This window comes from Aureimonas jatrophae, assembly GCF_900104035.1.
GTDB lineage: Bacteria > Pseudomonadota > Alphaproteobacteria > Rhizobiales > Rhizobiaceae > Aureimonas > Aureimonas jatrophae.
This window is the reverse complement of the sequence record NZ_FNIT01000006.1, coordinates 85,679-108,241: the sequence shown is the minus strand read 5'-3', so window position 1 is coordinate 108,241 and position 22,563 is coordinate 85,679. Positions and strand designations below refer to the sequence as shown.

24 protein-coding genes, 1 pseudogene and 1 riboswitch are annotated in these 22,563 nt (G+C 65.8%); of the genes and pseudogenes, 15 read left to right on the top strand and 10 right to left on the bottom strand.

Translation table 11 applies throughout. From position 1 onward, the window contains the following. Positions 1-125 precede the first annotated feature (125 nt). The 7 genes from BLQ76_RS14010 to BLQ76_RS13980 all read left to right on the top strand — a co-directional run bounded on the left by BLQ76_RS14010 (position 126) and on the right by BLQ76_RS13980 (position 5,125). Positions 126-929: a substrate-binding domain-containing protein gene (locus tag BLQ76_RS14010; RefSeq protein WP_090674385.1), complete on the top strand. Its 804-nt coding sequence runs from the start codon at positions 126-128 to the stop codon at positions 927-929. A 90-nt stretch (positions 930-1,019) separates the two neighbouring features. Then, positions 1,020-1,083: riboswitch (Fluoride riboswitch) on the top strand. Between the two features lie 58 nt (positions 1,084-1,141). Further along, positions 1,142-1,573: a fluoride efflux transporter CrcB gene (gene crcB / locus BLQ76_RS14005; protein WP_090674383.1), complete on the top strand. Its 432-nt coding sequence runs from the start codon at positions 1,142-1,144 to the stop codon at positions 1,571-1,573. Between the two features lie 151 nt (positions 1,574-1,724). Further along, positions 1,725-2,330 carry a DUF411 domain-containing protein gene (locus tag BLQ76_RS22545; protein WP_244977959.1) on the top strand — a complete coding sequence of 202 codons (606 nt, stop codon included), beginning with the start codon at positions 1,725-1,727 and terminating at the stop codon, positions 2,328-2,330. Then, positions 2,212-2,541, top strand: a complete 330-nt coding sequence (locus tag BLQ76_RS22380; RefSeq protein ID WP_244519648.1) for a hypothetical protein — start codon at positions 2,212-2,214, stop codon at positions 2,539-2,541. Before BLQ76_RS22545 ends, BLQ76_RS22380 begins: the two co-directional genes overlap by 119 nt. A gap of 232 nt (positions 2,542-2,773) precedes the next feature. Then, on the top strand, positions 2,774-3,226 hold the full coding sequence (locus tag BLQ76_RS13990; RefSeq protein WP_090674378.1) for a DUF305 domain-containing protein: 453 nt from the start codon (positions 2,774-2,776) through the stop codon (positions 3,224-3,226). 72 nt (positions 3,227-3,298) lie between these two features. Further along, positions 3,299-3,811: a DUF305 domain-containing protein gene (locus tag BLQ76_RS13985; protein WP_090674375.1), complete on the top strand. Its 513-nt coding sequence runs from the start codon at positions 3,299-3,301 to the stop codon at positions 3,809-3,811. 534 nt (positions 3,812-4,345) lie between these two features. Next, positions 4,346-5,125 carry an LssY C-terminal domain-containing protein gene (locus tag BLQ76_RS13980; protein WP_090674373.1) on the top strand — a complete coding sequence of 260 codons (780 nt, stop codon included), beginning with the start codon at positions 4,346-4,348 and terminating at the stop codon, positions 5,123-5,125. A gap of 128 nt (positions 5,126-5,253) precedes the next feature. Here the strand turns inward: BLQ76_RS13980 and BLQ76_RS13975 are convergent. From BLQ76_RS13975 to BLQ76_RS13970, 3 genes and pseudogenes are all read right to left on the bottom strand, one after another. Beyond that, positions 5,254-5,940 (bottom strand): annotated as a pseudogene (locus BLQ76_RS13975) (IS3 family transposase); the annotation flags it as partial. Next, positions 5,916-6,320, bottom strand: coding sequence for a hypothetical protein (locus tag BLQ76_RS21745; RefSeq protein WP_139184014.1), 405 nt, complete (start codon positions 6,318-6,320; stop codon positions 5,916-5,918). The pseudogene BLQ76_RS13975 and the gene BLQ76_RS21745, both read right to left, overlap by 25 nt. A gap of 88 nt (positions 6,321-6,408) precedes the next feature. After that, positions 6,409-7,542 (bottom strand): SAVED domain-containing protein, encoded by a 1,134-nt coding sequence (locus tag BLQ76_RS13970; RefSeq protein ID WP_090674370.1) that lies wholly within the window; start codon positions 7,540-7,542, stop codon positions 6,409-6,411. A 71-nt stretch (positions 7,543-7,613) separates the two neighbouring features. Here BLQ76_RS13970 and BLQ76_RS13965 point away from each other — a divergent pair, with 71 nt between their 5' ends. Both BLQ76_RS13965 and BLQ76_RS13960 read left to right on the top strand, forming a co-directional pair. Then, entirely contained in the window at positions 7,614-9,053 is a 1,440-nt protein-coding gene (locus BLQ76_RS13965; RefSeq protein WP_244519631.1) for an SMODS domain-containing nucleotidyltransferase, read from the top strand. 8 nt (positions 9,054-9,061) lie between these two features. Continuing rightward, positions 9,062-9,592 (top strand): hypothetical protein, encoded by a 531-nt coding sequence (locus BLQ76_RS13960; protein WP_090674365.1) that lies wholly within the window; start codon positions 9,062-9,064, stop codon positions 9,590-9,592. A 275-nt stretch (positions 9,593-9,867) separates the two neighbouring features. On the opposite strand, the gene BLQ76_RS13955 is transcribed toward BLQ76_RS13960, so the two are convergent. Continuing rightward, the gene (locus tag BLQ76_RS13955) at positions 9,868-11,448 is read right to left on the bottom strand and encodes a GMC oxidoreductase (RefSeq protein ID WP_090674362.1); all 1,581 of its coding nucleotides are present in this window, start codon (positions 11,446-11,448) and stop codon (positions 9,868-9,870) included. Positions 11,449-11,602: 154 nt separating this feature from the next. On the opposite strand from BLQ76_RS13955, the gene BLQ76_RS13950 reads away from it, so the two are divergent. From BLQ76_RS13950 to BLQ76_RS22375, 3 genes are read left to right on the top strand one after another with little or no spacing between them, the layout of a single operon-like run. Next, on the top strand, positions 11,603-12,076 hold the full coding sequence (locus tag BLQ76_RS13950; RefSeq protein ID WP_090674359.1) for a DoxX family protein: 474 nt from the start codon (positions 11,603-11,605) through the stop codon (positions 12,074-12,076). After that, complete coding sequence (locus BLQ76_RS13945; protein WP_090674356.1) at positions 12,073-12,522, top strand: cupin domain-containing protein; 450 nt, start codon at positions 12,073-12,075, stop codon at positions 12,520-12,522. The genes BLQ76_RS13950 and BLQ76_RS13945 overlap by 4 nt, the downstream gene beginning before the upstream one ends. Beyond that, the gene (locus BLQ76_RS22375) at positions 12,507-12,839 is read left to right on the top strand and encodes a hypothetical protein (protein WP_090674353.1); all 333 of its coding nucleotides are present in this window, start codon (positions 12,507-12,509) and stop codon (positions 12,837-12,839) included. Before BLQ76_RS13945 ends, BLQ76_RS22375 begins: the two co-directional genes overlap by 16 nt. Here BLQ76_RS22375 and cyoD read toward each other — a convergent pair. The 6 genes from cyoD to BLQ76_RS13910 are packed head-to-tail and all read right to left on the bottom strand — an operon-like array spanning position 12,824 to position 19,573. Beyond that, complete coding sequence (gene cyoD / locus BLQ76_RS13935) at positions 12,824-13,141, bottom strand: cytochrome o ubiquinol oxidase subunit IV (protein ID WP_090674350.1); 318 nt, start codon at positions 13,139-13,141, stop codon at positions 12,824-12,826. The genes BLQ76_RS22375 and cyoD overlap by 16 nt on opposite strands. Continuing rightward, complete coding sequence (locus BLQ76_RS13930; protein ID WP_090674348.1) at positions 13,138-13,764, bottom strand: cytochrome c oxidase subunit 3; 627 nt, start codon at positions 13,762-13,764, stop codon at positions 13,138-13,140. The genes cyoD and BLQ76_RS13930 overlap by 4 nt, the downstream gene beginning before the upstream one ends. Next, positions 13,761-15,827, bottom strand: a complete 2,067-nt coding sequence (locus BLQ76_RS13925) for a cbb3-type cytochrome c oxidase subunit I (RefSeq protein ID WP_090674346.1) — start codon at positions 15,825-15,827, stop codon at positions 13,761-13,763. Before BLQ76_RS13925 ends, BLQ76_RS13930 begins: the two co-directional genes overlap by 4 nt. After that, entirely contained in the window at positions 15,814-16,725 is a 912-nt protein-coding gene (locus tag BLQ76_RS13920) for a cytochrome ubiquinol oxidase subunit II family protein (protein ID WP_170842597.1), read from the bottom strand. Before BLQ76_RS13920 ends, BLQ76_RS13925 begins: the two co-directional genes overlap by 14 nt. Positions 16,726-16,774: 49 nt before the next feature. After that, a complete protein-coding gene (locus BLQ76_RS13915; RefSeq protein WP_090674341.1) occupies positions 16,775-18,559 on the bottom strand; it encodes a glycoside hydrolase family 15 protein in 1,785 nt (594 codons plus the stop codon). 12 nt (positions 18,560-18,571) lie between these two features. Further along, positions 18,572-19,573, bottom strand: coding sequence for an SDR family oxidoreductase (locus tag BLQ76_RS13910; protein ID WP_210184177.1), 1,002 nt, complete (start codon positions 19,571-19,573; stop codon positions 18,572-18,574). A gap of 287 nt (positions 19,574-19,860) precedes the next feature. On the opposite strand from BLQ76_RS13910, the gene BLQ76_RS13905 reads away from it, so the two are divergent. From BLQ76_RS13905 to BLQ76_RS13895, 3 genes are all read left to right on the top strand, one after another. Then, on the top strand, positions 19,861-20,568 hold the full coding sequence (locus BLQ76_RS13905) for a bacteriorhodopsin (RefSeq protein ID WP_090674335.1): 708 nt from the start codon (positions 19,861-19,863) through the stop codon (positions 20,566-20,568). Between the two features lie 20 nt (positions 20,569-20,588). Then, positions 20,589-21,512, top strand: a complete 924-nt coding sequence (locus tag BLQ76_RS13900) for a Brp/Blh family beta-carotene 15,15'-dioxygenase (protein WP_090674333.1) — start codon at positions 20,589-20,591, stop codon at positions 21,510-21,512. A 149-nt stretch (positions 21,513-21,661) separates the two neighbouring features. Continuing rightward, positions 21,662-22,231, top strand: a complete 570-nt coding sequence (locus BLQ76_RS13895; protein WP_090674330.1) for a DedA family protein — start codon at positions 21,662-21,664, stop codon at positions 22,229-22,231. The last annotated feature ends 332 nt before the right edge of the window (positions 22,232-22,563 follow it).

The following is a 22,563-nucleotide window of genomic DNA, read 5'->3' as shown; positions in this document are numbered from 1 at the left end:
TCCCGATGGCTCGGAAAAAACTTCTCTGTCCCGGACGGAATAAACGGCAAAGCGCGGCGTCTTTCCCGCAAGCCGGCCCGAGACAAGGGCCCCCGACCGATCGACGTGAACCGCCAGGAGTTCCGATGCTTCGCCTCCCGATCCTTGCCAGCGCCGCCCTTCTCCTCGCCTGCGCCACCGTGCAGGCGCAGGACACCGTGCTGTTCGACCCTGCCATCCGGCATGAGCCGAAGGACGGTGTCGTGCGTCTCTACGGCGCCGGTGGCCCCCACACCGCGTTCAAGAAGGTCGCCGACCTCTGGATGCGGCAGACCGGGAACACGGTTGAGATCACCGCGGGACCGGAGGGCACTTGGTCGAAGAAGGCGCAGGGTGATGCCGACATCATCTGGGGCACGTCCGAGCAGTCGATGACGGCCTTCCTCCAGACCTACAAGACCTTCTCCTCGACGGAGGTCGAGCCGATCTACGTCCGCCCCACCGTGATCGCGGTCAAGAAGGGCAACCCGAAGGGGATCCAGGGCTTCGAGGACCTCCTGAAGGACGGCGTGAAGATCGTCGTCACGGAAGGGTCGGGCGTTGCCAACACGTCGGGCACGGGGACCTGGGAGGACGTGGCGGGCCGCCTCGGCAGGCTGTCCGACATCGAGCGCTTCCGCCGCAACATCGTCAGCTTCTCGACGGGCTCGGGCGCCAGCTTCAAGGCGTTCAACGATCTCGACGCCGACGCCTGGATCACCTGGCCGGACTGGACGGTGACGAAGAGCGACGTTCTCGACGCCGTGCCGATCGATGCGGACCGCCGGATCTGGCGCGACCTGAACCTTGCGGTCGCCCCGGACGCCGATCCGCAGGCTCGCGAGTTCGCCGACTTCCTGATCACGCCTGAAGCGCAGGCCTTGATGCGCACGGAAGGCTGGGAGCGGTGACGCACGGCGCCGCTCGGATCGGTCGCGTCGTGAACGGCGTCGGCGAACGGAACGGTGGCTTCCCAACCTGCGAAAAGGGCGTTAGCGTCTGACCACGACGGGGATGGGGTTCCCCCGCAACCGCCCGCGTCGGGCTGATGACTCCTATCGAAACCACGGCGCATGCTCGGATCCTCTCCGAGGATGCGAACCCACGTCGATAGGAGACAGCCATGTCCTTCACCAGTTGCGCCATCGTCATGCTGGGCGGCGCTCTCGGCACGTTCCTGCGCTACGCCATCTCGGTTCTTGCCCTGCCGATCAGCCGCGACCTGCCTTGGGGCACGATCCTCATCAACATCGCGGGCTCGTTCGCGATCGGCCTGTTCGGGACGCTCACACTTGCCTCCGGTCGCTTCCCGGCCTCGGAGAACCTGCGTCTCTTCGTGATGATCGGGATCTGCGGCGGCTTCACGACCTTCTCCTCGTTCAGCCTTCAGACGCTCGATCTCCTGCGGGCGGGTGCCGTGCCGCGCGCCATGCTGAACGTCGCCCTGTCGGTGGTCCTATGCGTGGCGGCCGTCGCCCTCGGTCACTTCGTGGCATCCCGCTTCAACGACAGCGCCCAGCGCATCGCGCAGATCGACATCGAGGAGGAGGCATAGCTCGAAGGATGGTTGGCAATGTCCGCTTCAAAGGAGTTTCGAATGTTTTGGCTCATCGGGATCCAGCAGGCCCTGCTCGTCCCGGTCTTGACGACGGTGGCGGCGCGCCGGAAGCGCGACAGGTAGACGGCGGCCGTCCAGCCGGCGCGGCATGGCCGACATCGCCCGCAAGCACGGCTTCGACGTGACGGTCGAGGACCGCGAGGACATGACGGCGGTCAAACGCTCCCTCGGCGTGACGGAGGCGGTCGAGTCCTGCCACACGGCGAGGATCGGCGGCTACGTCGTCGAGGGCCACGTTCCGATGGAGGCCGTCGACAGGCTGCTCGCGGAACGGCCGCAGGTGGCGGGGATCGCCGCGCCCGGCATGCCCGCCGGCTCGCCGGGGATGGGCGACGACCTGGACGCCGAGTTCGACGTCCTCTCGTTCGGCGGCGCGTCCGCCGCGCCGGCAACGACTGACGGGCCGGCGGGCCCGAACGGGATGCGCCCTTCGCGGACCCGACTGGGTACCGCGGGGGCGAACGATCCGTACACGGCGTCGGTTGACGGAACCAACGTGGAGCCGCGAGGTTTCTCGCCATCGACCCATGGGAAGTTCGATGCTCGGAAAGTGCCTGCGCAGTCTCGTCGTCTTGCTGTCGCTGGTCGCGGTCGCCGCGTTCGCCGGCCACGGCACGGCGATGGCCATGCCCGGGCAGATGGGCATGCCGGGCCACCACGGTGCCGCCGGCCCCCATGCCGCGGCCCATGCTGACGGCCACGCGGACCATGCGGGCCAAGGCGCGGCGAAGGCGGGCGCCGACGGCATGTCCTGCTGCGGCAAGTCCTGCGCGAGCCTGCTGCCCTTCCCACAGCCCACGCAGGTTGCCGAGCGACTTCCTGTTTCCGACCCCGTCGCCGTCGTCACCGACGCACGCGCGGGCGTCCTCCCTCCCGGCTTGAAGCGGCCTCCCAAAGTCGCCTGAGCGGCCACGCGCCGCACCCGCGCCCGCGCCGGACCCCGCGTCCTCGCCGCGCGACCTGACCCAACCGACCAGAACTCGACGACGGGCTTCAGGCCCGCGCGTCGCCGCGCCGAGAGCTGCCAAGAGACGGCGGCCCCGAGGCGGCGGGCCCGACGACGGCCGCGGGAAGTCCCGCCGCCGACCCCGAACTCATGACGAATGGTCCCGACGGACCCCAAAAAGGAACCAACCCATGCGCAAGATCACGATCCTCTCCGCCGTCCTCGCCGCCTTCGCCGTCTCCCACGCGTCCGCGCAGGACAAGGGCGGGATGGCGATGTCGTCCGAGCAGGTGACGCTCCCCGCGGCCTGCGAAGCCGCCGCCGGATCCATGGACATGTCGTCCATGATGGGCGGCATGCAGAACATGATGTCCGGCGGACAGATGGACGCGGCCCAGAAGGGCAACATGGACGCCATGATGAAGATGCGCGGCCCGATGATGAAGGCCGCGATGATCAAGGACCCGGACCTCGCCTTCAACTGCGGGATGATCGCCCACCACCAGGGGGCCATCGCAATGGCCGAGGTCGAGCTGAAGGCCGGCAAGGACGAGAAGTCCAAGGAAATGGCCCGGATGATCATCGACGCGCAGAGACAAGAGATCGAGGAGATGACGGCCCGCGTCGAGGCCCTCGCCAAGTAAGCGCCGGACCAATGCCCCGGGCGCGGCCGCGCCCGGGGCGACCCGACCAAACAGAGAACGGGAGCAGGACCCATGGGCTACGGACGCTTCGCCGCGATGATCGCGACCTCGACGGTCGTGATGTTCGGCTTGATGTATTTGAACACCTACGCACTGGACCACGTCTTCTACAGCCAGACCCGGACGTGGATGGCCGTCGTCATGGGCGCCGTGATGGCGCTGATCATGATCGGCTTCATGTGGGGAATGTACCCCCGGCGCGGCGCGAACCTCGGCATCGTCGCAGCGAGCGTCGTCGTCTTCGCCGGCGCCCTCTGGCTTGTCCGCAGCCAGGAGACGGTCGGGGACGTGGCCTACATGAAGGCGATGATTCCTCATCACTCGATCGCCATCATGACCAGCGAGCGGGCGCACATCCGCGATCCGCGTGTGCGCGAGCTTGCCGACGGCATCGTCGAGGCGCAGGTCCGCGAGATCGGCGAGATGGAGCGCCTGATCGCCGACCTCGAGGCGAACCCGCCCGCCGCTGGCGCGCACGACCTCGCGCCGCGAATGTCCGAGGCCGCGATCGCGGCCGGCAACTGACCGGGAAAGGATACCGACATGTCCACGACCACCGCGGACGGGGCCGCAGCCCCGTCGACCGCGGCGAAGGCCAAGACGACGCCCGTCTACCGGATGGTCATGCCCAAGCACATCTGCCCGTAGGAGCTGCGCGCTGCCGACCTTCTGAAGCGGATGAGATTCTGGGGTCGACGACCGCTGACGCACGACCCCCGAGGCTCAGTACGGCATCGCGACGACGCCGCAGGCGTTCACCGACGGGAAGCGGGGCTTCGCGTAGACCGCAAGGCTAACCGCCGCGAAAAGGTAAAGATTGTTGGACAGGGAGGGCGACCGGGCCGGCGATGCAATCGCTTCCCATTCATCATGCGTTGCTCTGTTGATCTGGTCATGACCAAAAGAGAACCGGGAGTGTCGGCTGCGTGCGCTCGAAAAGCTCGCGGTGTGGGAGGAGCCTACAGTGACGAAAAAGGGTCTTTGCGACCGCGAGATGCGGGACGTATGAGCGACTGGCCCGGTGAACCGATACCGGCCCGACGTCGGCGACAGGGGCGCATGGTTCTGCGACGCCTAGCGTTTACCGTCGGCGCAACTGTTGTCGCGTGGGTTTGCACGGCGTATCTCATCCTGCCGTTCGCGCTGCGCCACTACGAGCATCAGATGGCGCTCGACGGCTTCGAGATGGTGACGCGTACGGCGGACGGGGAGGCGGGCGATCCCCTCAACGTCGGCGTCGTCGGATCCCGGGGCGAACTCGTTACGGCCATGGCAGCCGCGGGGTGGACGCCGGCCGACCCAGTGACGCTGCGTACCAGCATTGAGATCGTCGGTAGTGTGGTTCTCGACCGCGCCTACCGCGATGCCCCGGTCAGTCCGCTCTTCTACCAGGGACGGCAGCAAGACCTCGCCTTTGAGAAGGCGGTCGGACGTAGCGCAGACCGGCGTCAGCATGTGCGCTTCTGGAATGTCCTTCCAGTCGGGGCGGAGGGCCGACCCGTCTGGCTTGGATCCGCCTCTTTCGATGTCGGCGTTGGGCTCAGCCATTACACGGGTGCGATAACCCATGCCATCTCTCCAGACGTCGATGCCATGCGTGACGAGTTGGCCGCCGACCTTGCGAGCACCGGGCGTGTTGCCGAGGTCTACGAAGTGACCGGCGTCGGCCTGACCCTGAACGGTCGCAACGGAGAGGGAGACCGTTACTACACAGATGGCGAGGTCCGTTTCTCCATCCTATCGGTCCTAGGGGAGCCCGGTCGCCAGCCGCCTCCCGTCCTGCCCAACCCGCCGCTGATCGACCTCAAGAACGCGATGTGGAACGCCGCTTCCAACTGAGACGTGCAACGCCTTGGCGCAGCAGCCTAGGTGTTCAGTCCCGGCATTATATCGTCCGCTATGGAGCAGAGCCTGGAGCGGCGCTTACGGCGTGTGAGCAGCCCCCACTGGGTGGTCCGGGTAGATAGTTAGTGCATTGTCGTCTCCGCCGCCATTGCCGGGCGCAGGTGGAGCGAAGCGGAACCGGAGGCCGGCAATGGCGGTGTCGCCGCTTCTGGTGCGGGTGGGCGATAGCCCAGGCTGCTATGTGGCCGGATGGTGTTGTAGTGGCGCCGCCATGCCTCGATCAGCACTCTGGCCTCGGCGAGGCTGTAGAAGATCTCTCCGTTGAGCAGCTCGTCACGCAGCGAGCCATTGAAGCTCTCGTTGTAGCCGTTCTCCCATAGCGAGCCTTGCGTGATGTAGAGCGTGTTCACGCCGATCTGCCCAAGCCATTTCTGGACTGCGGTGGCGATGAACTCGCTGCCGTTGTCCGATCTGATACGGGCAGGCGGGCCCCGGTCAATGAACAGCTCGGCCAGGGCCGCCAGCACATCTTCGTGGCGAAGCTGACGGGCGACCACCAGCGCTAGGCACTCGCGGCTGGCCTCGTCGATGATCGTGAGGATGCGGAACTTGCGCCCGTCGTGCGTCCGTGCCTCGACAAAGTCGTACGCCCAGATGTGCCCGGGATATTCCGGCCGCAGCCGAATACACGAGCCATCGTTCAACCACAGCCGACCACGTTTCGGCTGTCGCTGAGGCACCTTCAGCCCCTCGCGTCGCCAGATCCGTTCCACCCGTTTGTGGTTCACCGACCAGCCGGCCGCATGCAGCTGCCCGCCTCGCCGGCTGGCGCGAGGGTGAAGGATGTCCGGTTGCCCCTTGCCGACGAGCGCTCGTAGGCGGCCCTCACCGTCCGGACGGTCGCCGCGACGGCCTCCGCCAGCTTCGCGTCCCCGAGTTCGGCCGGCCCGTTCCCGCAATCGATGCGGAGCACGCCGTCGACCCCGATGCCGACGACCGCGACGGCGCGACCCGAGGGCGGACGGACGGTCAGGTTGCCCGTCTTCGTCGAAAGCTCCAGCGTGTCCTCGCCCATCTTGGCGACGGCCTTGTCTGCCCCGGCCGAGAGGCGGAACGTCGCCTTGGCGGACTTGCCCCAGTCGGCAACCGCGGTCGCGACGGCGGTGGAAAAGGCTGCGGTGACGGACATGCGGCGCTCCCGGTTGATGTCCGAGACGACGCTTCGGGGCGGCAAACCACAATCGAACGCACTCAAGTCCTTAGTGCGGACGGATGCCTCACTCGATCAGGAGTGTCGGGAAGAAGCCCCCGGATCCCCTGTTCTGGTCGTAGATCCGCATCGGAAGGTCAGCCTTCGGCATCCACACCCGTCCGACGTCGACCGCGGCAGAGACGGGCAACGCTGGGAACACGTTGATCGTCGCTTGCTCGCCGTGGACCGCCTTGATGCGGTCCAGCAGGCGACGGACATGCTGCCGGAAGACGACTTGGTCGTCCTCCCTGCGCAGAATGTCGTTGTGCGGCGTGCCGTCGACCGTCACGGACCAGATGTTCGCGTCCTTACCCAAGACCGCATGGATCCGATCGTCCTTGACCTCAGCGCTCAGAGCGAGCTTGAGCGCAACGGGGCCGCCGGGGACACGGCCGCATTCGGTGATCGCGAACCGGATGGCCGGCTGGTCATCCTGCCACCGCCAAGTTTGCGGCTCGCGGTGCCGCTGGTGGATCCGCGCGGGAACGATGTCGCAGAGCAGGCGACCCAGCTCGATCAGGAGCGGTTGCGGGGCGATGGCGAAGACGCTGAGGTGCTGGATCTCCCCCCGCTCGATTCGTCCTCGGACTTGCGCGTCGAACTGGCGCCGAAGGTTCGCCCCTTGGAGCGTCCAGTATGCCTCCTCGTGATCCTGAAAGGTCACCCCCGTCATCTCGAGGTCGATTGTCCGCTCCGTGGCGGGGAAACGCTCCGGCCGCATGGCATCGAAGATGTCCTGCTTCGCGGCTGACGCCTCGTTCTTGCCGATGTTCGCGAGAAACCGGACCACGTGCGAGCCTCGGCTCCGGTCGATCCCGGTGAGGACGGCCATGCGCTCCTCGTGCTCGTGCTTCATCGAGAGGAGCATGTCCTCGTCGTGCTGGTCCTTCCCGTCGACGTCGATCTGCTTGTGGTGACGACCGCAGAGCAGCATCAGGTTCCCGATGTCCTTAGCCAGCTTCTTCGAGCGCACCGGGTCGCCGCGGGGACCGCCCGGCTCGTCCGCAACGATGTGGGCGACGAATCCGAACGTTCCGTCCTCGCGCCCCGCCACCAGGTCGCCGACGAGATCCTCGTTGCAACCGCGGTACTGGCACCGTCCCGCTGCACGTGCCCACAGCGCCGTCTTTGTTTTCTGGGGGATGGACGAGCTCGACATTTCGCCTCGCGTGGGAATTGCTGTAATGTGTTCCTGTTTTACCCCACCGGGTCCTGCCCGCCAAACACGGTGTGTCCTTGCAGCTCTCAGACGAATTCGCCCGCTTCCTCGCCGATGACGTAAACCTCAACAAGACGAGGATCGGCACCTTGGAAACGAGGGTGGAAACGATCGAGCGCTTCATCGAGTCTTCGACCTGGACGCCGAAGATCCGGGAGTTCAGTAGGCAGGGTTCCTGGGCGCACAAGACCATCATCAAGCCGCCGGGCAACCGCGGGTTCGATGCCGACCTCCTCGTCATGGTCGAGCCGGAGCCGGGCTGGTCGGCGGCGGACTACGTCGAGAAACTCTACGAGCCGTTCCGCGCGTCCGGCACCTACCGGGAAATGGTGTCGCGCAAGACGCGGTGCGTGGTGGTGACCTACGCGGGCGACTTCAGCCTCGACGTCGTCCCGTGCGTCGTCGGGCGCCAGACCTACTTCGGCAAGGAGATCTGCAACAGGTACGAGGATGCCTACGAGGGAACCGACGGCAAGGGCTACGCGGAGTGGTGGGACGGCCGCTGCCGCTACGCATCCGATGACTCGCTTCGCGAGGCAGTCCGCCTCCTGAAGTACCTTCGCGACATCAAGGGCACCTTCTCCGCCAAGTCGGTGCTGCTCACCACGATGGTCGGCGAACGGGTGAACGCGTTCGACTCCGTGCTCGGCACCCTGCCGGACGCGGTGACCACGCTGAAAGTCGTCGTTGGACGGCTCGACGACCACCTGAAGCAGAACCCGACCATGCCAGACGTGAGGAACCCCGCTTGGCCGGAAGAGAGCTTCACGAGGCACTGGGACGCCGACAAGTACGCGAACTTCAGGGCCAAGATCGCGACCTACAGGTCGTGGATCGACGACGCGTTCGATGAACCGGATCGCAACGAGAGCATCCGGAAGTGGCGCCGCGTCTTCGGCGAGGCGTTCGCCGCGCAGACGCTGATGGAGGAGGCCCGCGCGATCCGCGGCACCATGGCGACGCGGGCGGCGGTTCCGGTCGTCGGTGATGCGGTCGCGCTGGTGCGCGCGGCGGGCCGCGAGGTCCTGAGCCGGATCCCGGCGACCCTGCCTTGGGTCAAGAAGATACCGTGGCACATGGCACCGACGCTGACGGTGAACGTGCGCGCGGACGTCTACAACGCGCGGGTCGGCGGCAGGCGCCTCGGACCCCTCCAATCCGGAGAGATCGTCTCGAAGGGGCGCGAACTCCTGCTGAGTGCGGTGAACAACCTCGGCAACCCATTCCCCACCGACTACGATGTCAGGTGGCGCGTCGTGAACACGGACGAGGAGGCTGCTCGGCAGGTCAGCAACCTCCGTGGCGGCTTCTACAAGTCGGAGGCCGGCCACGGGCAGCGCTGGGAGGCGACCCTGTACCGCGGCCCGCATTGGGTCGAGGCGCTCTTGATCCGGCGACGGGACAAGGTCTGCGTCGGCCGCAGCGAGCGCTTCTTCGTTGTCGTGGAGTGAGGGAAAAGATGGTTTCGATCCGCATCGAGGACGCCAGCCTGTCCGAAGAAGAACTCGGTGACATAACGGGCGCGACGCTTGCGATGGTCGACGACCTGCGCCGCCGGCGCCTCATCTCCTCGGGGATGCCGGGGGATCCGGTTTCCTTCAAGGATGCCTGCTTCGTCCTCGCCTGGTGCAGGTTCACCGAAATGGGTGTCGGGGACGAACCCCAAGACGAGTTCACCACAAGGTCGGCGTGCGCAAGCTTGTCGATGATGCCGCTCCTGGCCTTCGCGTCCGAAGCGGCGCGGGCACGCTACGATATGAGCGGGCCGATGGTCAGGACCACGCATCCGGATCACGTCCCTGGACGATACGTCATCGTCAGCGGGGACAGGCTTGTCCGCGTCGATGCCCTCGCCGCCTTCGAGGAGGCCCGTCGCGACTGGTCCGACCGGGATGCGTCGGTACTCGTTTTCGACGCCAAGGTCGCGGCTGAACACCTGCTCGACTGCATGGGCAGGCCGCCCCAGCGGGAAGTTCACGTGTCCGACTGACCTCGGACTTCGGCCATCGGAGAGCACGGACGGCTGTCGCGGCTCGGCTGCACCCATCTGCGCGGAATGTCGAATCCTTGGCGAACCGGATCCGACCGGACTAGGACGCGGTTTCGAGAGGGCATGTAGCCGCGACCGAGTCGCAAAACCTGTCGTCCAGTCTCAAGGGGTCTGTCGTCGGCCAAGACGTTCAAGCGATGACAGCCCCTAACCCACAAGCGGACATTCAAATGCAGCAAACCTAACCGTAGTTCGCACTCAACAGGTTCCTGCGATCACAGGCGCTCGACGATCCGGTCCGCCACGCGCAGGGCGTTGGCGATGATGGTGAGCGTCGGGTTCACGGCGCCGATCGAGGGAAAGAAGCTCGCGTCCGTGACGTAGAGGTTGTCGATCCCATGCGCGCGGCAGTCGAGGTCGAGGACGTCGCGTGCCGGGTCCGGCCCGAAGCGCAGCGTGCCGGCCTGGTGAGCCGTGCCGCTGATCGGCGTGTCCTTCCCGAGGTAGAGCTTGCGGTCCATTAGGTGCGGATGGATTCCGCCCTTGCTGCAGATGGTTCTCAGCATCTCCCGAAGTGCGTGATGACCTTCCATGTTGGTCTGCGTCAGATCGAGATGCACCTGCCCGTTGCGGTAGAAGATGCGGTTCTCCGGCTTGGGCAGGTCCTCGGAGGTCACCCAGAAGTCGATCGAGTGCCGCGCGATCCAGTCGAACGGCTTCTCGGGCAGCCACTGGAGGAAGCCCGGCAGCCCTTCCGCCTCGATCTGCGTGCCGTCGGACTTGCCCACCATCTGGATATGGCCGAGCGGATACTCGAACGGGTTCCGCGGCGACTTCGCATGCCCGTGGTAGAAGTCGTTGAGGCCGAGCGTCTTCTGGAACTCGGTCGGGTTCGGGTCCTTCGAGATGGCGAGCACGGTCGCGTTGTTGTGGCGCATGTAGTTGCGCCCGACCTGGCCCGAGCCGTTGGCGAGTCCGTCCGGATGCCGGTCGTTGCCGGAGCGTAGAAACAAGAGGGCCGAGGAGAGCGAACCGCAGGCGACAACCACGATGTCGCCCCGGATCGTATGCGTCCGACCTTCGATGACGGTTTCGACGCCGACGACGCTCGTGCCCGCCTCGTTGGTCACGAGGCGCTCGACATAGGCGTTCTTCAGAAGCGTCAGGTTCGGGTGGTCGCGAAGCGCCGGATCGACGCAGATGACCTGGCTGTCCGACTTGCCGTTGGTGAGGCTGGGGTAGCCGTCGAACGGATCGCAGCGCAGAAGCGGCGAGTGCGGGGTCGCGGCGCCCGTCTCGTCCTGGTCGAGGAGCGCGCCCATCGGCAGGTGGAAGGGATGGAGCCCTTCGCGCGCCCAGTCGTCGGAGAGCTGCTGGATGCGCGGCTCGTGCCGGATCGCCTCGTGCTTGTAGCCTTTGCGCGCCGGCGGTTCCGTGGGGTCTTCGCCGCGTGCGCCGCGCACCTCGAAGAGTTCCTCGGCCGCCTGATAGTAGGGTTCGAACTCGTCGTACTTGATCGGCCATTCCGGGGCGATGCCATCGGGATGGCGCACGTCGTCGAAGTCCTCGGTGCGCAACCGGAACAGGACCGCACCGTAGACCTTGGAATTGCCGCCGACGAAGTAGTGGAGGCCCGGCTTGAACCGGTCGCCGTTCGACAAGACCCAGGTCTCATCGACCTGGTAGCGGCCTTTGGCGAAGACCTCCTCGGTGCTCCAGTTCTCGCGCTCGCGCTTCAGGTAGTCGCCGCGCTCGACAAGGAGGACGCGCTTGCCGGTCTGCGCCAGGCGCCAGGCCATGGTGCCCCCTCCCGGCCCCGAGCCGACGATCACGACGTCGTAGCGGTCCTCGGTCATATCCTGTGCTCCTGCCGGCTTCGAGTTGCGGCTAAAGACTAGGCGCCGCGGATCGTTCCTCCATCTTCGTCGTCGAAGGACGGGAACCCGACGGATCGGCATGCCGTCTCGAACCCTCGGAACCCGCAAACCGCAGCCAGGACCGCCTGCCACCATGACGTTCGAGATCCTCGTCGCCTTCCTGACGCGCTTGTCGCTGGTTCTCCTGTTCCTGCCGTTCAGCGCGCTCGACAAGGTGCTGAACTTCGCGGATGCGACGAAGCAGGCCGGGCAGGCCACGAGCAGCCATGGGGTTGCGAAGGCGCTGATCCTCACCGGTCTCTTTGTCGAGGTGGTGATGTCGCTCGGGGTCCTGACCGGCGTCGCCGACCGGCTCGCCGCCTTCATCCTGTCCGGCTACTGCGCGGTGACGGCCGTCCTGTTCAAGCAGTTCTGGCGCGCGCCGGACTTCCGGCTTCGCGGCCCGTCGACGGGGCGCGAGACCTTGTGGGACTTCCTCAAGAACTTCGCCGTCGCTGGCGGCTTCCTGCTCGTGACCTTCGGGCCGACGGCGGGAAGCGTCGACCGCTTCTTCGCCGACCCGTTCGGCTCGACCCATCCCTACAGCCTCACCGAGACGCAGCCATGAGCGACGACACCCCGCCCCGCGTGCCCTACTGGCACCTCTACGCCGACTCGGACGGCGTCAGCCGGCAGCGCCGGTGCGAGATGACGCAGTTCGAGCTGAAAAGCATGCAGCCGCCCGCCGCCCCGCAATGGCAAGGGGAGAAGCACCACGACGGCATGACCGTGATGGTGACGGTGCAGCCGGTGGGCTGGGAGGGCGCCTGGCACGAGAACCCCGCGCCGCAATGGATCATCCCGCTCTCCGGCCGCTGGTGGGTGGAATCCATGGACGGCACGCGCGTCGAGATGGGGCCGGGCGAGATTTCGTTCGGCGAGGACCAGGGCACGCGAGAGAAGGACGGTCGCAAGGGCCACATGTCGGGCACGGCGGGCGACGAGCCGGCCGTCCTCATGGTGGTTCAGTTCGATTCCAAGCGCGACCAGACGACGCCGTGCCGCTTCCGCTGAACCCCGGCGTGCCCGACGCGGGTCTGGCGATGGCGGACTTCCGTTTCGAAACGGTGGAGCCCGAATTCGACCAGCTGACGCTCTCGAACGCGCCGGTGGAGGTGCTGGCGACGGGCTTTCGCTGGATCGAGGGGCTGGTCTGGATGGGCGACTGGGCGACGTTTCTCTTCCAAGACCTGCCGCGCGGGCGCACCAGGAGCCATCGGGTAACGCCAGGGGGCAGACGTGGGACCGGAAACCGTTCGGAAGTCGATCCGGACGGGCACCGCTTCCGCTTCCAGCGCACCCGCTCTCCTTTACGCTACATCATCCGGTGATGGAGGTTCGCGAGGATCCAGATCGTTCCTCCCGCCATCAACGTGATGATCAGGGTCGTGAAGAGGATGAGTTGGAGGTCGTCGCGGGTCGAGCGCTGCCAACTGATATGGAGGAAGAACCGGAAGTGGACGACGACCTGCGCGAGCGCGGCGACGCCGATCACCGCATAGGCCGTCGGCGACGCCATTCCGGCCACCACGACTAGGAACGCGATGGCGGTCAGACCGACCGCCATGGCGAACCCGACGATGTAGGATCTCAACTCGCGCCGCTTCTCGTGCTCGTCGACGTCGACGCTCATGCCAGCCCTCCGAGGTAGACGACCGAGAAGATGAAGATCCAGACGACGTCCAGAAGATGCCAGAACAGTGCCAGGCGCATGATGCGCAGCTTGACCTCGGATCGCAGCCCGAACACCGCGAGCTGGATGATCGACAGGACGAGCCAGACGCATCCCGCCGTGACGTGGAGTCCGTGCGTCGACACGAGCGCGCAGAAGCTCGACAACCAGCCGCTACGCTGGAGCGTGGCCCCTTCCGAGGCCATCTTGACGAAGTCGCGTGCCTCCAGGCCGAGGAACACAAGACCGAGGACGAGCGTGGCGGCCAGCCATCCGTAAAGCCGATGCGGGGGCTCTTCGTACTTCATGGCGATGGACGCCATGCCCATGGTGAGGCTCGACAGGAGCAGGACCCCGGTCTCCAGCGCGGCCGATGACAGCTCGAACACGTCCCGCGGCCCGGGACCGCCATCGGTCGCCCCGATCATCGAGGCATAGGTGGCGAACAGGAGAGCGAACAGGACGAGATCGCTCATCAGGAAGACCCAGAAGCCGAAGAGGGTCTCCTCGGCCTGGCGATGGGTTTCCGGATCGGTGTGCCCGAGGTTGATGCCAGGATGGCGGTGCTGGGTCACGGAACTCATGCCGCAGCCGCCTCCGCCAAGCCCTGGTTCTCGGGCATCGTCTCGGCAGCACGGTCGGTGCAGGGAAGCGTGCGCACGAGAGCCAACCATGCCTGGTCCTGATGCCGGACCTCCTCGGCGGGAATGATGCGCATCGTGTCGAGCACGAAGGACCGTGCGACGACCGCACCCACGGCCGTTAGGACACCGAGGGCGGCCAGCCACCAGATGTACCAGACGAGTCCGAAGGCGGCCGCGGCCAGCGAGATACCGAAGACGACGCCGGTCATGGAGTTCTTCGGCACCTCGATGTCTGAGTAGAAGCGATGCGTAGGATAGGCGGTGCCGTTCTCCTTGGCTGCGTGGAAGGCATCGCGGGCATCGACGATCGGCAGGACCGCGAAGTTGTATTCAGGTGCCGGACACGGGATGCCCCATTCGAGCGTGCGCCCGTTCCAGGGATCGCCACCGGGAACGGCGAGCGACGCGCGCCGACGAATCGAGACGACGAGCTGAACGACGAGGCTCGCCAGGGCGGCCAGAAGAAACAGGGCGCCGATGCCGGCGACGATCGTGAACGGCAGATAGGCCGGCTCGAAGAACTCCTGCGTGCGCCGTGGCATCCCCATGAGGCCGAGAGGGTAGAGCGGCAGGAAGGCGAGGCAGAAGCCCGTGACCCAGCAACCGAAGGCAACGCGACCCCACCATTCGTCCAGGCGGAAGCCGAAGGCCTTGGGGAACCAGTAGGTGTAGGCCGCGATCATCCCGTAGAGGAGGCCGGGGATCAGCATGTTGTGGAAGTGGGCCACCAGGAACACGGAGTTGTGGACCTGGAAGTCGATAGCCGGATTGGCGAGGAGGATGCCCGTCAGCCCGCCGATCGTGAACAGCACCATGAAGGCCAGCGCGTAGAGCATCGGCACCGTGAAGCGCACGCGCCCCCAGGACATGGTCAGGATCCAGTCGAAGATCTTCACGCCCGTCGGGATGCCGATCGTCATCGTGGCGACGCCGAACACCGCGTTGAGATCCGCACTCTGCCCCATCGTGAAGAAGTGGTGCACCCAGACCGTGAACGAGAGGACGGCGATGCACATGGTCGCGATGATCAGCGAGTCGTAGCCGTAGAGGATCTTGGACGAGAAGTTCGAGATCACCTGCGAGTAGACGCCGAAGGCCGGCAGGATGAGGATGTAGACCTCCGGGTGGCCGAACAGCCAGAACAGGTTGGCGAAGTTCATCATGTTGCCACCGCCGTCGTTCGTGAAGAAGTGGGCGCCGAGGTAGCGGTCGAGGGCGAGAAGGCCGGTGGCCACGGTCAGCGGCGGCATGGCGAAGATCATCAGGACGGACGTGCACAGCGCCGTCCAGCAGAACAAGGGCATGCGGAACGGGTTCATGCCGCCGCACCGCTTCTTGTAGATCGTCACCGCGACGTTGATGCCGGTCATGGTCGAGGCGAGCGACCCCAGCGTCACCGCGAAGATCCAGTAGTCCGGACCGACGCCCGGATTGTAGGTCGCATCCGTGTAGGGTGGGTAACCGCTCCAGCCGCCGGTCGAGAACTTGCCGATGACGAGCGAGACCATCATCAGCCCGGCACCGCCGGCCGTCAGCCAGAGCGAGATGGAGTTCAGAAGCGGGAACGACACCTCGCGCGCGCCGATCTGCATCGGCAGGGCGAAGTTGATGATCCCGGTGAGGAACGGCATGGCCATGAAGAAGACCATGATCGAGCCATGCGTGGAGAAGAGCTGGGCAAAGTGCTCCGGCTCCAGGTACCCGGGATTGTCGAAGGCGATCGCCTGCTGGGCGCGCATCAGCGAGCCCTCGATGACGGCACGCGAGAGCATCACCATGGCGATCACGACGTACATGATGCCGATCTTCTTGTGATCGAGGCTGGTCAGCCATTCGCGCCAGAGCCAGCCCCAGCGGCCGAGCCAGGTCAGAAGCGCCGCGACCGTGATCGCGCCCACCACCACGAGCGAGGCGGCGGCCGTCGCGATCCCGCTGTAGAAGGGTAGCGCGTCGTAGGACAGCCGACCCAAGACGAGCGGCCACCAGCCCTCAGTGGTTGGCATGGGCGTGTCCCCCGTTCGAATGGTTGGCGGCTTCGTCGCTCTCGTGCCGGTGGGCGGCATCGGGCCGGTATCGGGCGACGACGGTCGTGAAGAGGGTCGGGTCGACGCTCGAGAAGATCAGGCCCTTGGCCGGGTCGAAGTCGAACCGCGATCGCAGGTCCGCCAGCTTGCCCTTCTGAGAGACGATCGCGTAGGCGCCCTCGTCGAGCGGACGCCCGACGCCCTTCGCGCTCGCGATCCAGCGGTCGAAGTCCCCCTCCGGCACGGCGAGGGCGTCGAACTTCTGGTTCTGGAAGCCGAAGCCGTTGAACTGCGTGTTCTGTCCCAAGAGGACCGCGGGCCGGTCGGCCAGAAGGTTGAGTTCCGTCACCATGCCGGCCATGGCGTAGATTTGGCTGCCGAGCGCCGGGATCATGAAGGATTGCATGACCGTGTCGCTTGTCAGCCGGAAGCGCACCGGGCGGTCGACGGGCAGCGCCAGGACGCCGACGCTCGCGACGTTCTGCTCGGGGTAGACGAACAGCCACTTGTAGTCGAGGCCGATGACCTCGACCTCGAGCGGCGCCTTGTCGGACGGGATCGCGGCATAGGGGTCGAGCGACCGGGCCTTGCCGACGATCAGCGTCGCCAGAATGCAGACGAGGATCACCGGCACGCCCCAGACAAGGATCTCCAGCGGCCAGGAAAAGCGCCAGTTCGGATGGTAGGCCGCGTTCTTGGCCGTGCGCCGGAAGCGCCAGGCGACGAAGGGGACGAGAAGGATTGCCGGCAGGACGACGACCATCATCCAGGCGGTGACCTCGAAGAAGAGGTCGCGCTGCGTCGCGGCGACGGGTCCGTGCGGATCGAGGAAGCTGATCCCAGAACCGCATCCCGCCAGGAGAACAAGCGGTGCCATGACCGCAAGACGCCTCCCCCAACGTCGGACGATGCGGCGGCATATCCCTTCATAGATCGGCATCGTCGCCTCGCTCGCCATCATCGAACCGCTTGAGGGCAAGAACGGCCTGGATCAGCGCGAGATGGCTGAGGGCCTGCGGATGGTTGCCCGCCAGGCGACGGGATCGCATGTCGTATTCCTCCGACAGGAGCCCGGTGCCGCCGGCGACACCGATCACCGCCTCGATCGTCCTCACCGCGTCCGCGCGGCGCCCGACGCCCAGGAGACACTCGGCCAGCCAGAACGAACAGGCCAGGAACGCGCCCTCCGGGACAAGGGCCTCCATGCGGTGACGCCGCACGAAGCCGTCCTCAACAAGTTGCGCCTCGATGGCCTGGAGCGTGCCCGCCATGCGCGCGTCGCTCATCGGCAGGAAGCCGATCTTGGGAAGAAGAAGCAGCGAGGCGTCGACCTGTGCCCCACCGTAGAAGGACGTGAAGCTGTTCAGTCCCGTGTCGAAACCTTCGGCGCAGATCGTGGCGTGCATATGCTTACGCAGGGTGTCCAGGTCCGAGCGGCGCTCGTCCGCCAGTTCCTGCGCGCCTCGGCCGTTCAGGAAACGATCCAGCACGACCCAGGCCATGGCCTTGGAGTAGACGTAGTGGCGCGGCTCGCCTCGGCTTTCCCACAGCCCCTGGTCGGGCTGGGTCCAGACCCTGGCGACATGGTCCACCACGGCATGCTCCATATGCCGGCCCTGGGTCGTCCGCTCCATGCCGGCGCCCTCCGCGATGTGGAGCGCGGACATCAGTTCACCCCAGACGTCGAGCTGGAGCTGTCCCGCGGCCGCATTGCCGACGCGCACGGGCTTGGCGAACCGATAGCCCGGCAGCCAATGAAGTTCCGCCTCGTCGAGCCGGCGCGACCCGTCGACCCGGTACATGATCTGCATCTTCTCCGGGGCGCCGGCGACCGCGCGCAGGATCCAGTCGCGCCAGTCGCGGGCCTCGTCGACGAAACCGCATTCGACGAACGCGTCCAGCGTGAAGGCGGCGTCGCGCAGCCAGCAGTAGCGGTAGTCCCAGTTCATGGTGCCGCCGGGCTGCTCGGGCAGCGAGGTCGTGGGCGCCGCGACGAGACCGCCCGTCGGGCGGTGGATGAGGGTCTTCAGCGTCAGCAGGGAACGGCGCACGGCCTCGGGATAGGCGAGGCCGTCGGTCGCGAGGCGTGCGATCCAGTCGCGACCCTCGCGCTCGGCCTCGCGCAGCGCGGCCTCGGCGTCGATCCCGTCGCCGACGATCTCGTTGGACCGTCCATAGACGAGAACGAAGGCACAGCTTTCGCCCTCGAGAAGAGTGATGCGTGAAACGACGGCGTCGTTCTCGACCGACATCGGCGCTTCGGTGTGGAGAGCGAGCTTGTCGGGACCGACATGCATGGCCAGCCCCGTGCCCTCCCGTACGATCCAGGGCGGCATGTTGCCGTAGTCGAAGCGGAAGGCCGCGCGCGAGACGAGTTCGACGCGTCCCTTCACGACCCGGGCGATGCGGATCAGGAGCGGGCGACCGTCCCGCTCGGGCATGAAGTCCGTGACGACGAGCGTGCCGCCCTCGCACCGGAACTCGGTGTCGAGGACCATCGTGTCGGGACGGTAGCCTTGGCAGGTTTCCAGCGCCTCGCCGTCCGGGGCAAGACTCCAGAACCCGTGGCGGCCGTCACCGAGCAATGCGGCGCAGCAGGCGGGCGAGTCGAACCGCGGCAGGCAGAGCCAGTCCACGGATCCGTGCTTCGAAACGAGGGCGACGGTCTCGCCGTCGCCGACCATAGCGTAGTCTTCGAGGGGAACGGTCAACGGCTCCGCCCGTCACACGTCGAAGCGACGCGCGAGGCGATGGAGGCCGAGGATCGCCAGAAGCCCGGCGAGACCCCAGAACGCCGTGCGGTGGCGGTCCGTGAACATCTGGATGCTGCGCGGCTTGGAGCGGCTGTCGAAGCGTCCGTGCGAGCCGTAGTCGCCTTTCACAGGCTCGAAGAGGTTGCTCGGCGCGTCCTCCGGCTTCGGCTCCTGCGTGAGCTGGCCGGAATAGCCGCTCCGGGCGAGGTAGCGGTCGAGAAGCCCCGGCGCGATCCGGTTCCCAAGGATCGCCTGGACGGTGGGGTAGCCGACCCAGACGTTGCGCCGGTCGTGCTCCGCGGCGAAACGGATGGCGCGGGCCGGGACCTCGGGCTCGAAGATCGGGGGAACGGGCTGGGGACGGCGCCCCATCTTGTTCAGCGCCCAGTCGAACTGCGGCGTGTTCACGGCGGGAAGGTCCACCATGGTGAGGCGGACGTTCAGCTTGTCGTGGATGATCTCGGACCGCAGCGAGTCCGTGAAGCCCCGGATGGCCGCCTTGGCGCCGCAGTAGACCGACTGGAGGGGAACGGAGCGATAGGCCAAGGCCGAGCCGACGTTCACGATGACGCCGCGGTCGCGAGTGCGCATCCGCTTGAGCGCCGACATCATGCCGTGGACCTGACCGAGATAGGTCACGCGCGTCCCTCGCTCGACCTCCTCGGGTGTCAGCTTCGATACGGGCGAGAACACCGTTGCCATGGCGACGTTGACCCATACGTCGATGGCGCCAAGTTCGCGTTCGGCCCGATCAGCGGCAGCTTCCACGGCCGCGGCGTCCGCCACGTCGGTCGGGATCGCGAGGGCTCGAACGCCTTGGCTCCGCGCGTAGCTTGCCGCGCGCTCCAACCGTTCGGGATCCCGCGACAGGAGAACCACGTCGTAGCCCGCACGGGCGAACTCGTCGGCCGTTGCACGCCCAACCCCGGCGCCAGCGCCCGTAATGACAGCAATCTTATTCAAGGGTTCCATCCAGCCACTCTTTGTGGACGACTAATTCGCCGGCTGAACCAAATGGGCAATGCCCCCTCTTGAAATTTAATGTTCCGTACATGGTCGTTTCATCGGTTGAAGAAACATCCGGCCGAATAGGCGGAAGCCCGAGATTTTAACTCAATAATGTATCACAAACAGTAGCTTACATAACTTATGACCGCACCCGATCATCAACCCGCAACATTAAATTGCGTGGCAACCTCTTGCGGCAATTCCGCTTGGACACATGTCCGCGACGTTAAATTCTCGTAAGGTTGGGACATATGGAAAGCACTGCCCTTTTGATCGGCTTCATCGTGATGTCGATCGCATCCATCGGGATCTACGTTACCGGCTCGAAGGCCAGTGCGATCCGACACCACACACAGATCCATGCGCTGGTGCCGTTCATCGCGGCCACCGCCTATCTGGCCATGTATCTCGGCACCTTCGTCATGGACCGGGGGGACGGGGTCACCCTCTACGTGCCACGCTACGGCGACTGGATCTTCACGACACCTCTGCTCCTGTCGAGCCTGGTTGCCCTCGCGCTCCACGAGCATCCTCGCCAGGGCGGCTACGTCGTCGCTATCGTCGGTCTCGACGCCCTCATGATCCTGACGGGTCTCCTGTCGGCCATGAGCCTCGACGGCTCGACCCGCCTCGTCTGGTTCTTGTGGTCCTGCGCGGCGTTCGCGGGCGTCTACTTCATGCTCTGGGGACCGCTGCGCGAGCGCTCGGCTAGCTACGGCGGTGCGCTCAACGAGGTCTACCGCAAGAACGCCCTTCAGCTCTCCGTGGTCTGGCTGATCTACCCGGTGGTGTTCGCGGTCGGTCCCGAGGGTCTCGGCATCATCTCCGGCGCTGCCAGCGTCTGGGCCATCCTGATCCTCGATATCATCGCCAAGGTCGTCTACGGCTTCACCGCTGGCGAGCGTCTCAAGAAGGCAGAGCCCGAACTCGTGAAGCGCGAAGAGCGTCGCCTCGCCTGACGGCAGGGACGCGATTTTCGATGACGCTCGTTCACCTGACCCCCGCGACGCTTCCATCCGGACGCGTCGCATCATCGAGGCGGCCCTCCAGCCGCCTTCTGTGGGCGGGCGGCTTCGCGCTCCTGGGACTGGCGGCCGATATCGCCGCCGGCCCCGTGCCTCTTGTGTTCGCTGCGATCCTGATCCTCGGTCTGGGTCTTCCACACGGGGCCAGCGACCATCTGGCGGCCATGGCGGGACGCCGGATGCGGGACGACCCCGTCCGCCTTCTCGCCTTTCTCGTTCTCTATCTCGGCGCCGTCGCCATCACGCTCGTCCTTTGGCATGCAGCACCCGGCGCGACGCTAGCGGCCTTCCTGGCCTTGTCCGCCGTGCACTTCGCGATCGACGACGTGTCGGATGGAATGCGCTGGGCCGAGCGCGTGGCTCGAGGCCTGATGCCGATCACGCTTCCCGCGCTGTTCCATGCCGAGGCGCTGGCGCAGCTCTTCGCGGCGCTCTCGACATCACCGGGAGGCGATGCGCTCGCAGGAGTGGCCTCGTTCCTCGCGCTGCCAGTGCTGGCCTTGGCGTCGCTAGCCGTCGTCTTACGTCTCCGGGACCGGGAACGCGCATCAGCGCTGGAACTGGTGCTAATTGCGGGAGCCCTCTTGACCTTCTCGCCGCTGGTCGGCTTTGCGCTGGTCTTCGCGCTCGTCCACAGCCGAGGCCAGACGCACGAACGCATGGCGACACTTCACCTGCCGACCCTTCGTGCGTATCTCCTGGCCTGCTCGCCGACGCTGGTCGGTGCCGCCATCCTGTTCGCGTCGCTAGCAGCTCTGTTCGCTAGCGGTCAGGCGCCTGCACTGAACGTTGTGTTCATCGGTCTTGCAGCCCTGACCGTGCCGCACATGCTGGTGACCCCGTTGTTTGAACGGCGGGCAGCGCCGTCTGAACGTTGAGTCTGACGACGACTTACCCGTGGCGGAGGACGCCTACCACGATCAGATACACTGCCTATCGAACGTTCTGCGATGAACTGTTTGTAGCGGTCTCATCCATATCTCTAACTACTTCGCCCCCGCACCGTATGTTCATTTCATGAGTCCAAATGACGATCGAGACCCTCGTCGCGCAGTACGGTCTTCCGGCCATCTTCCTCGGTGCCGGTTTTGAGGGGGAGACCGTTGCGGTTCTGGCTGGCGTCGCCGCCCATGCAGGAACGCTCGGCTTCTGGCCGACGGTCCTGGCGGCGGGCCTTGGCTCGTTCACGGCCGATCAGATCTTTTTCGTCTGCGGGCGCTTCTTTCGTAACGCACGCTTCGTCCGACGGATCAGCGCTAAACCGTTCTTTGCAAAGGCTTTGAACGCCTTCGAGAAACGCCCCCTCCTGTTCACCTTCGGCTTTCGGTTTGTCTACGGCTTCCGGACCGTTAGCCCGATCGCGATCGGAACCACACAACTTCCAGCACTGCGCTTCGTCGTCATCAATGCCGCTGCGGCTGCAACCTGGGCACTCGTCTTTGTCTCCGCCGGGTACTGGTTCGGACATGGCATCGAGACGATCTTCGGGCAGTTGCGTTCGCATCACCGCCTTCTCGTTTCCATCGTCGGTGCGCTTCTGTTCGTTGGCGCCCTAGCCCTGTGGACGCGACGCCGTTGGGCGCTGGTTCGTTCGTAGGCGCGGCAAGCCGTTCTCGAACACAGCTACGATCTCAAGCGTCACCGCGGAAAGCGTCTCGCAGTGCCGAATCTGGCACCAAAGGCAAGCAGGAGCTTGGTTTCGCCGCGATGACGATGGGTAGGTTCATTTCACCGGCTCCACTCTGTCGCTTCGCTGTGCGCTGTGGAAGCTCAGTCATGAGTAGAGTGGCGTTCCGAAATCGCGCGGCACTCACGTCTGATGCATCCAAGCCCAACAGTTTTGTCACCGACCTTTAGTCAGGCAATAACCTGACGCGCGATAGGTTGGGGCGCTGGCACCTCGAATCGCATTCGATTCTGTCCACGCTC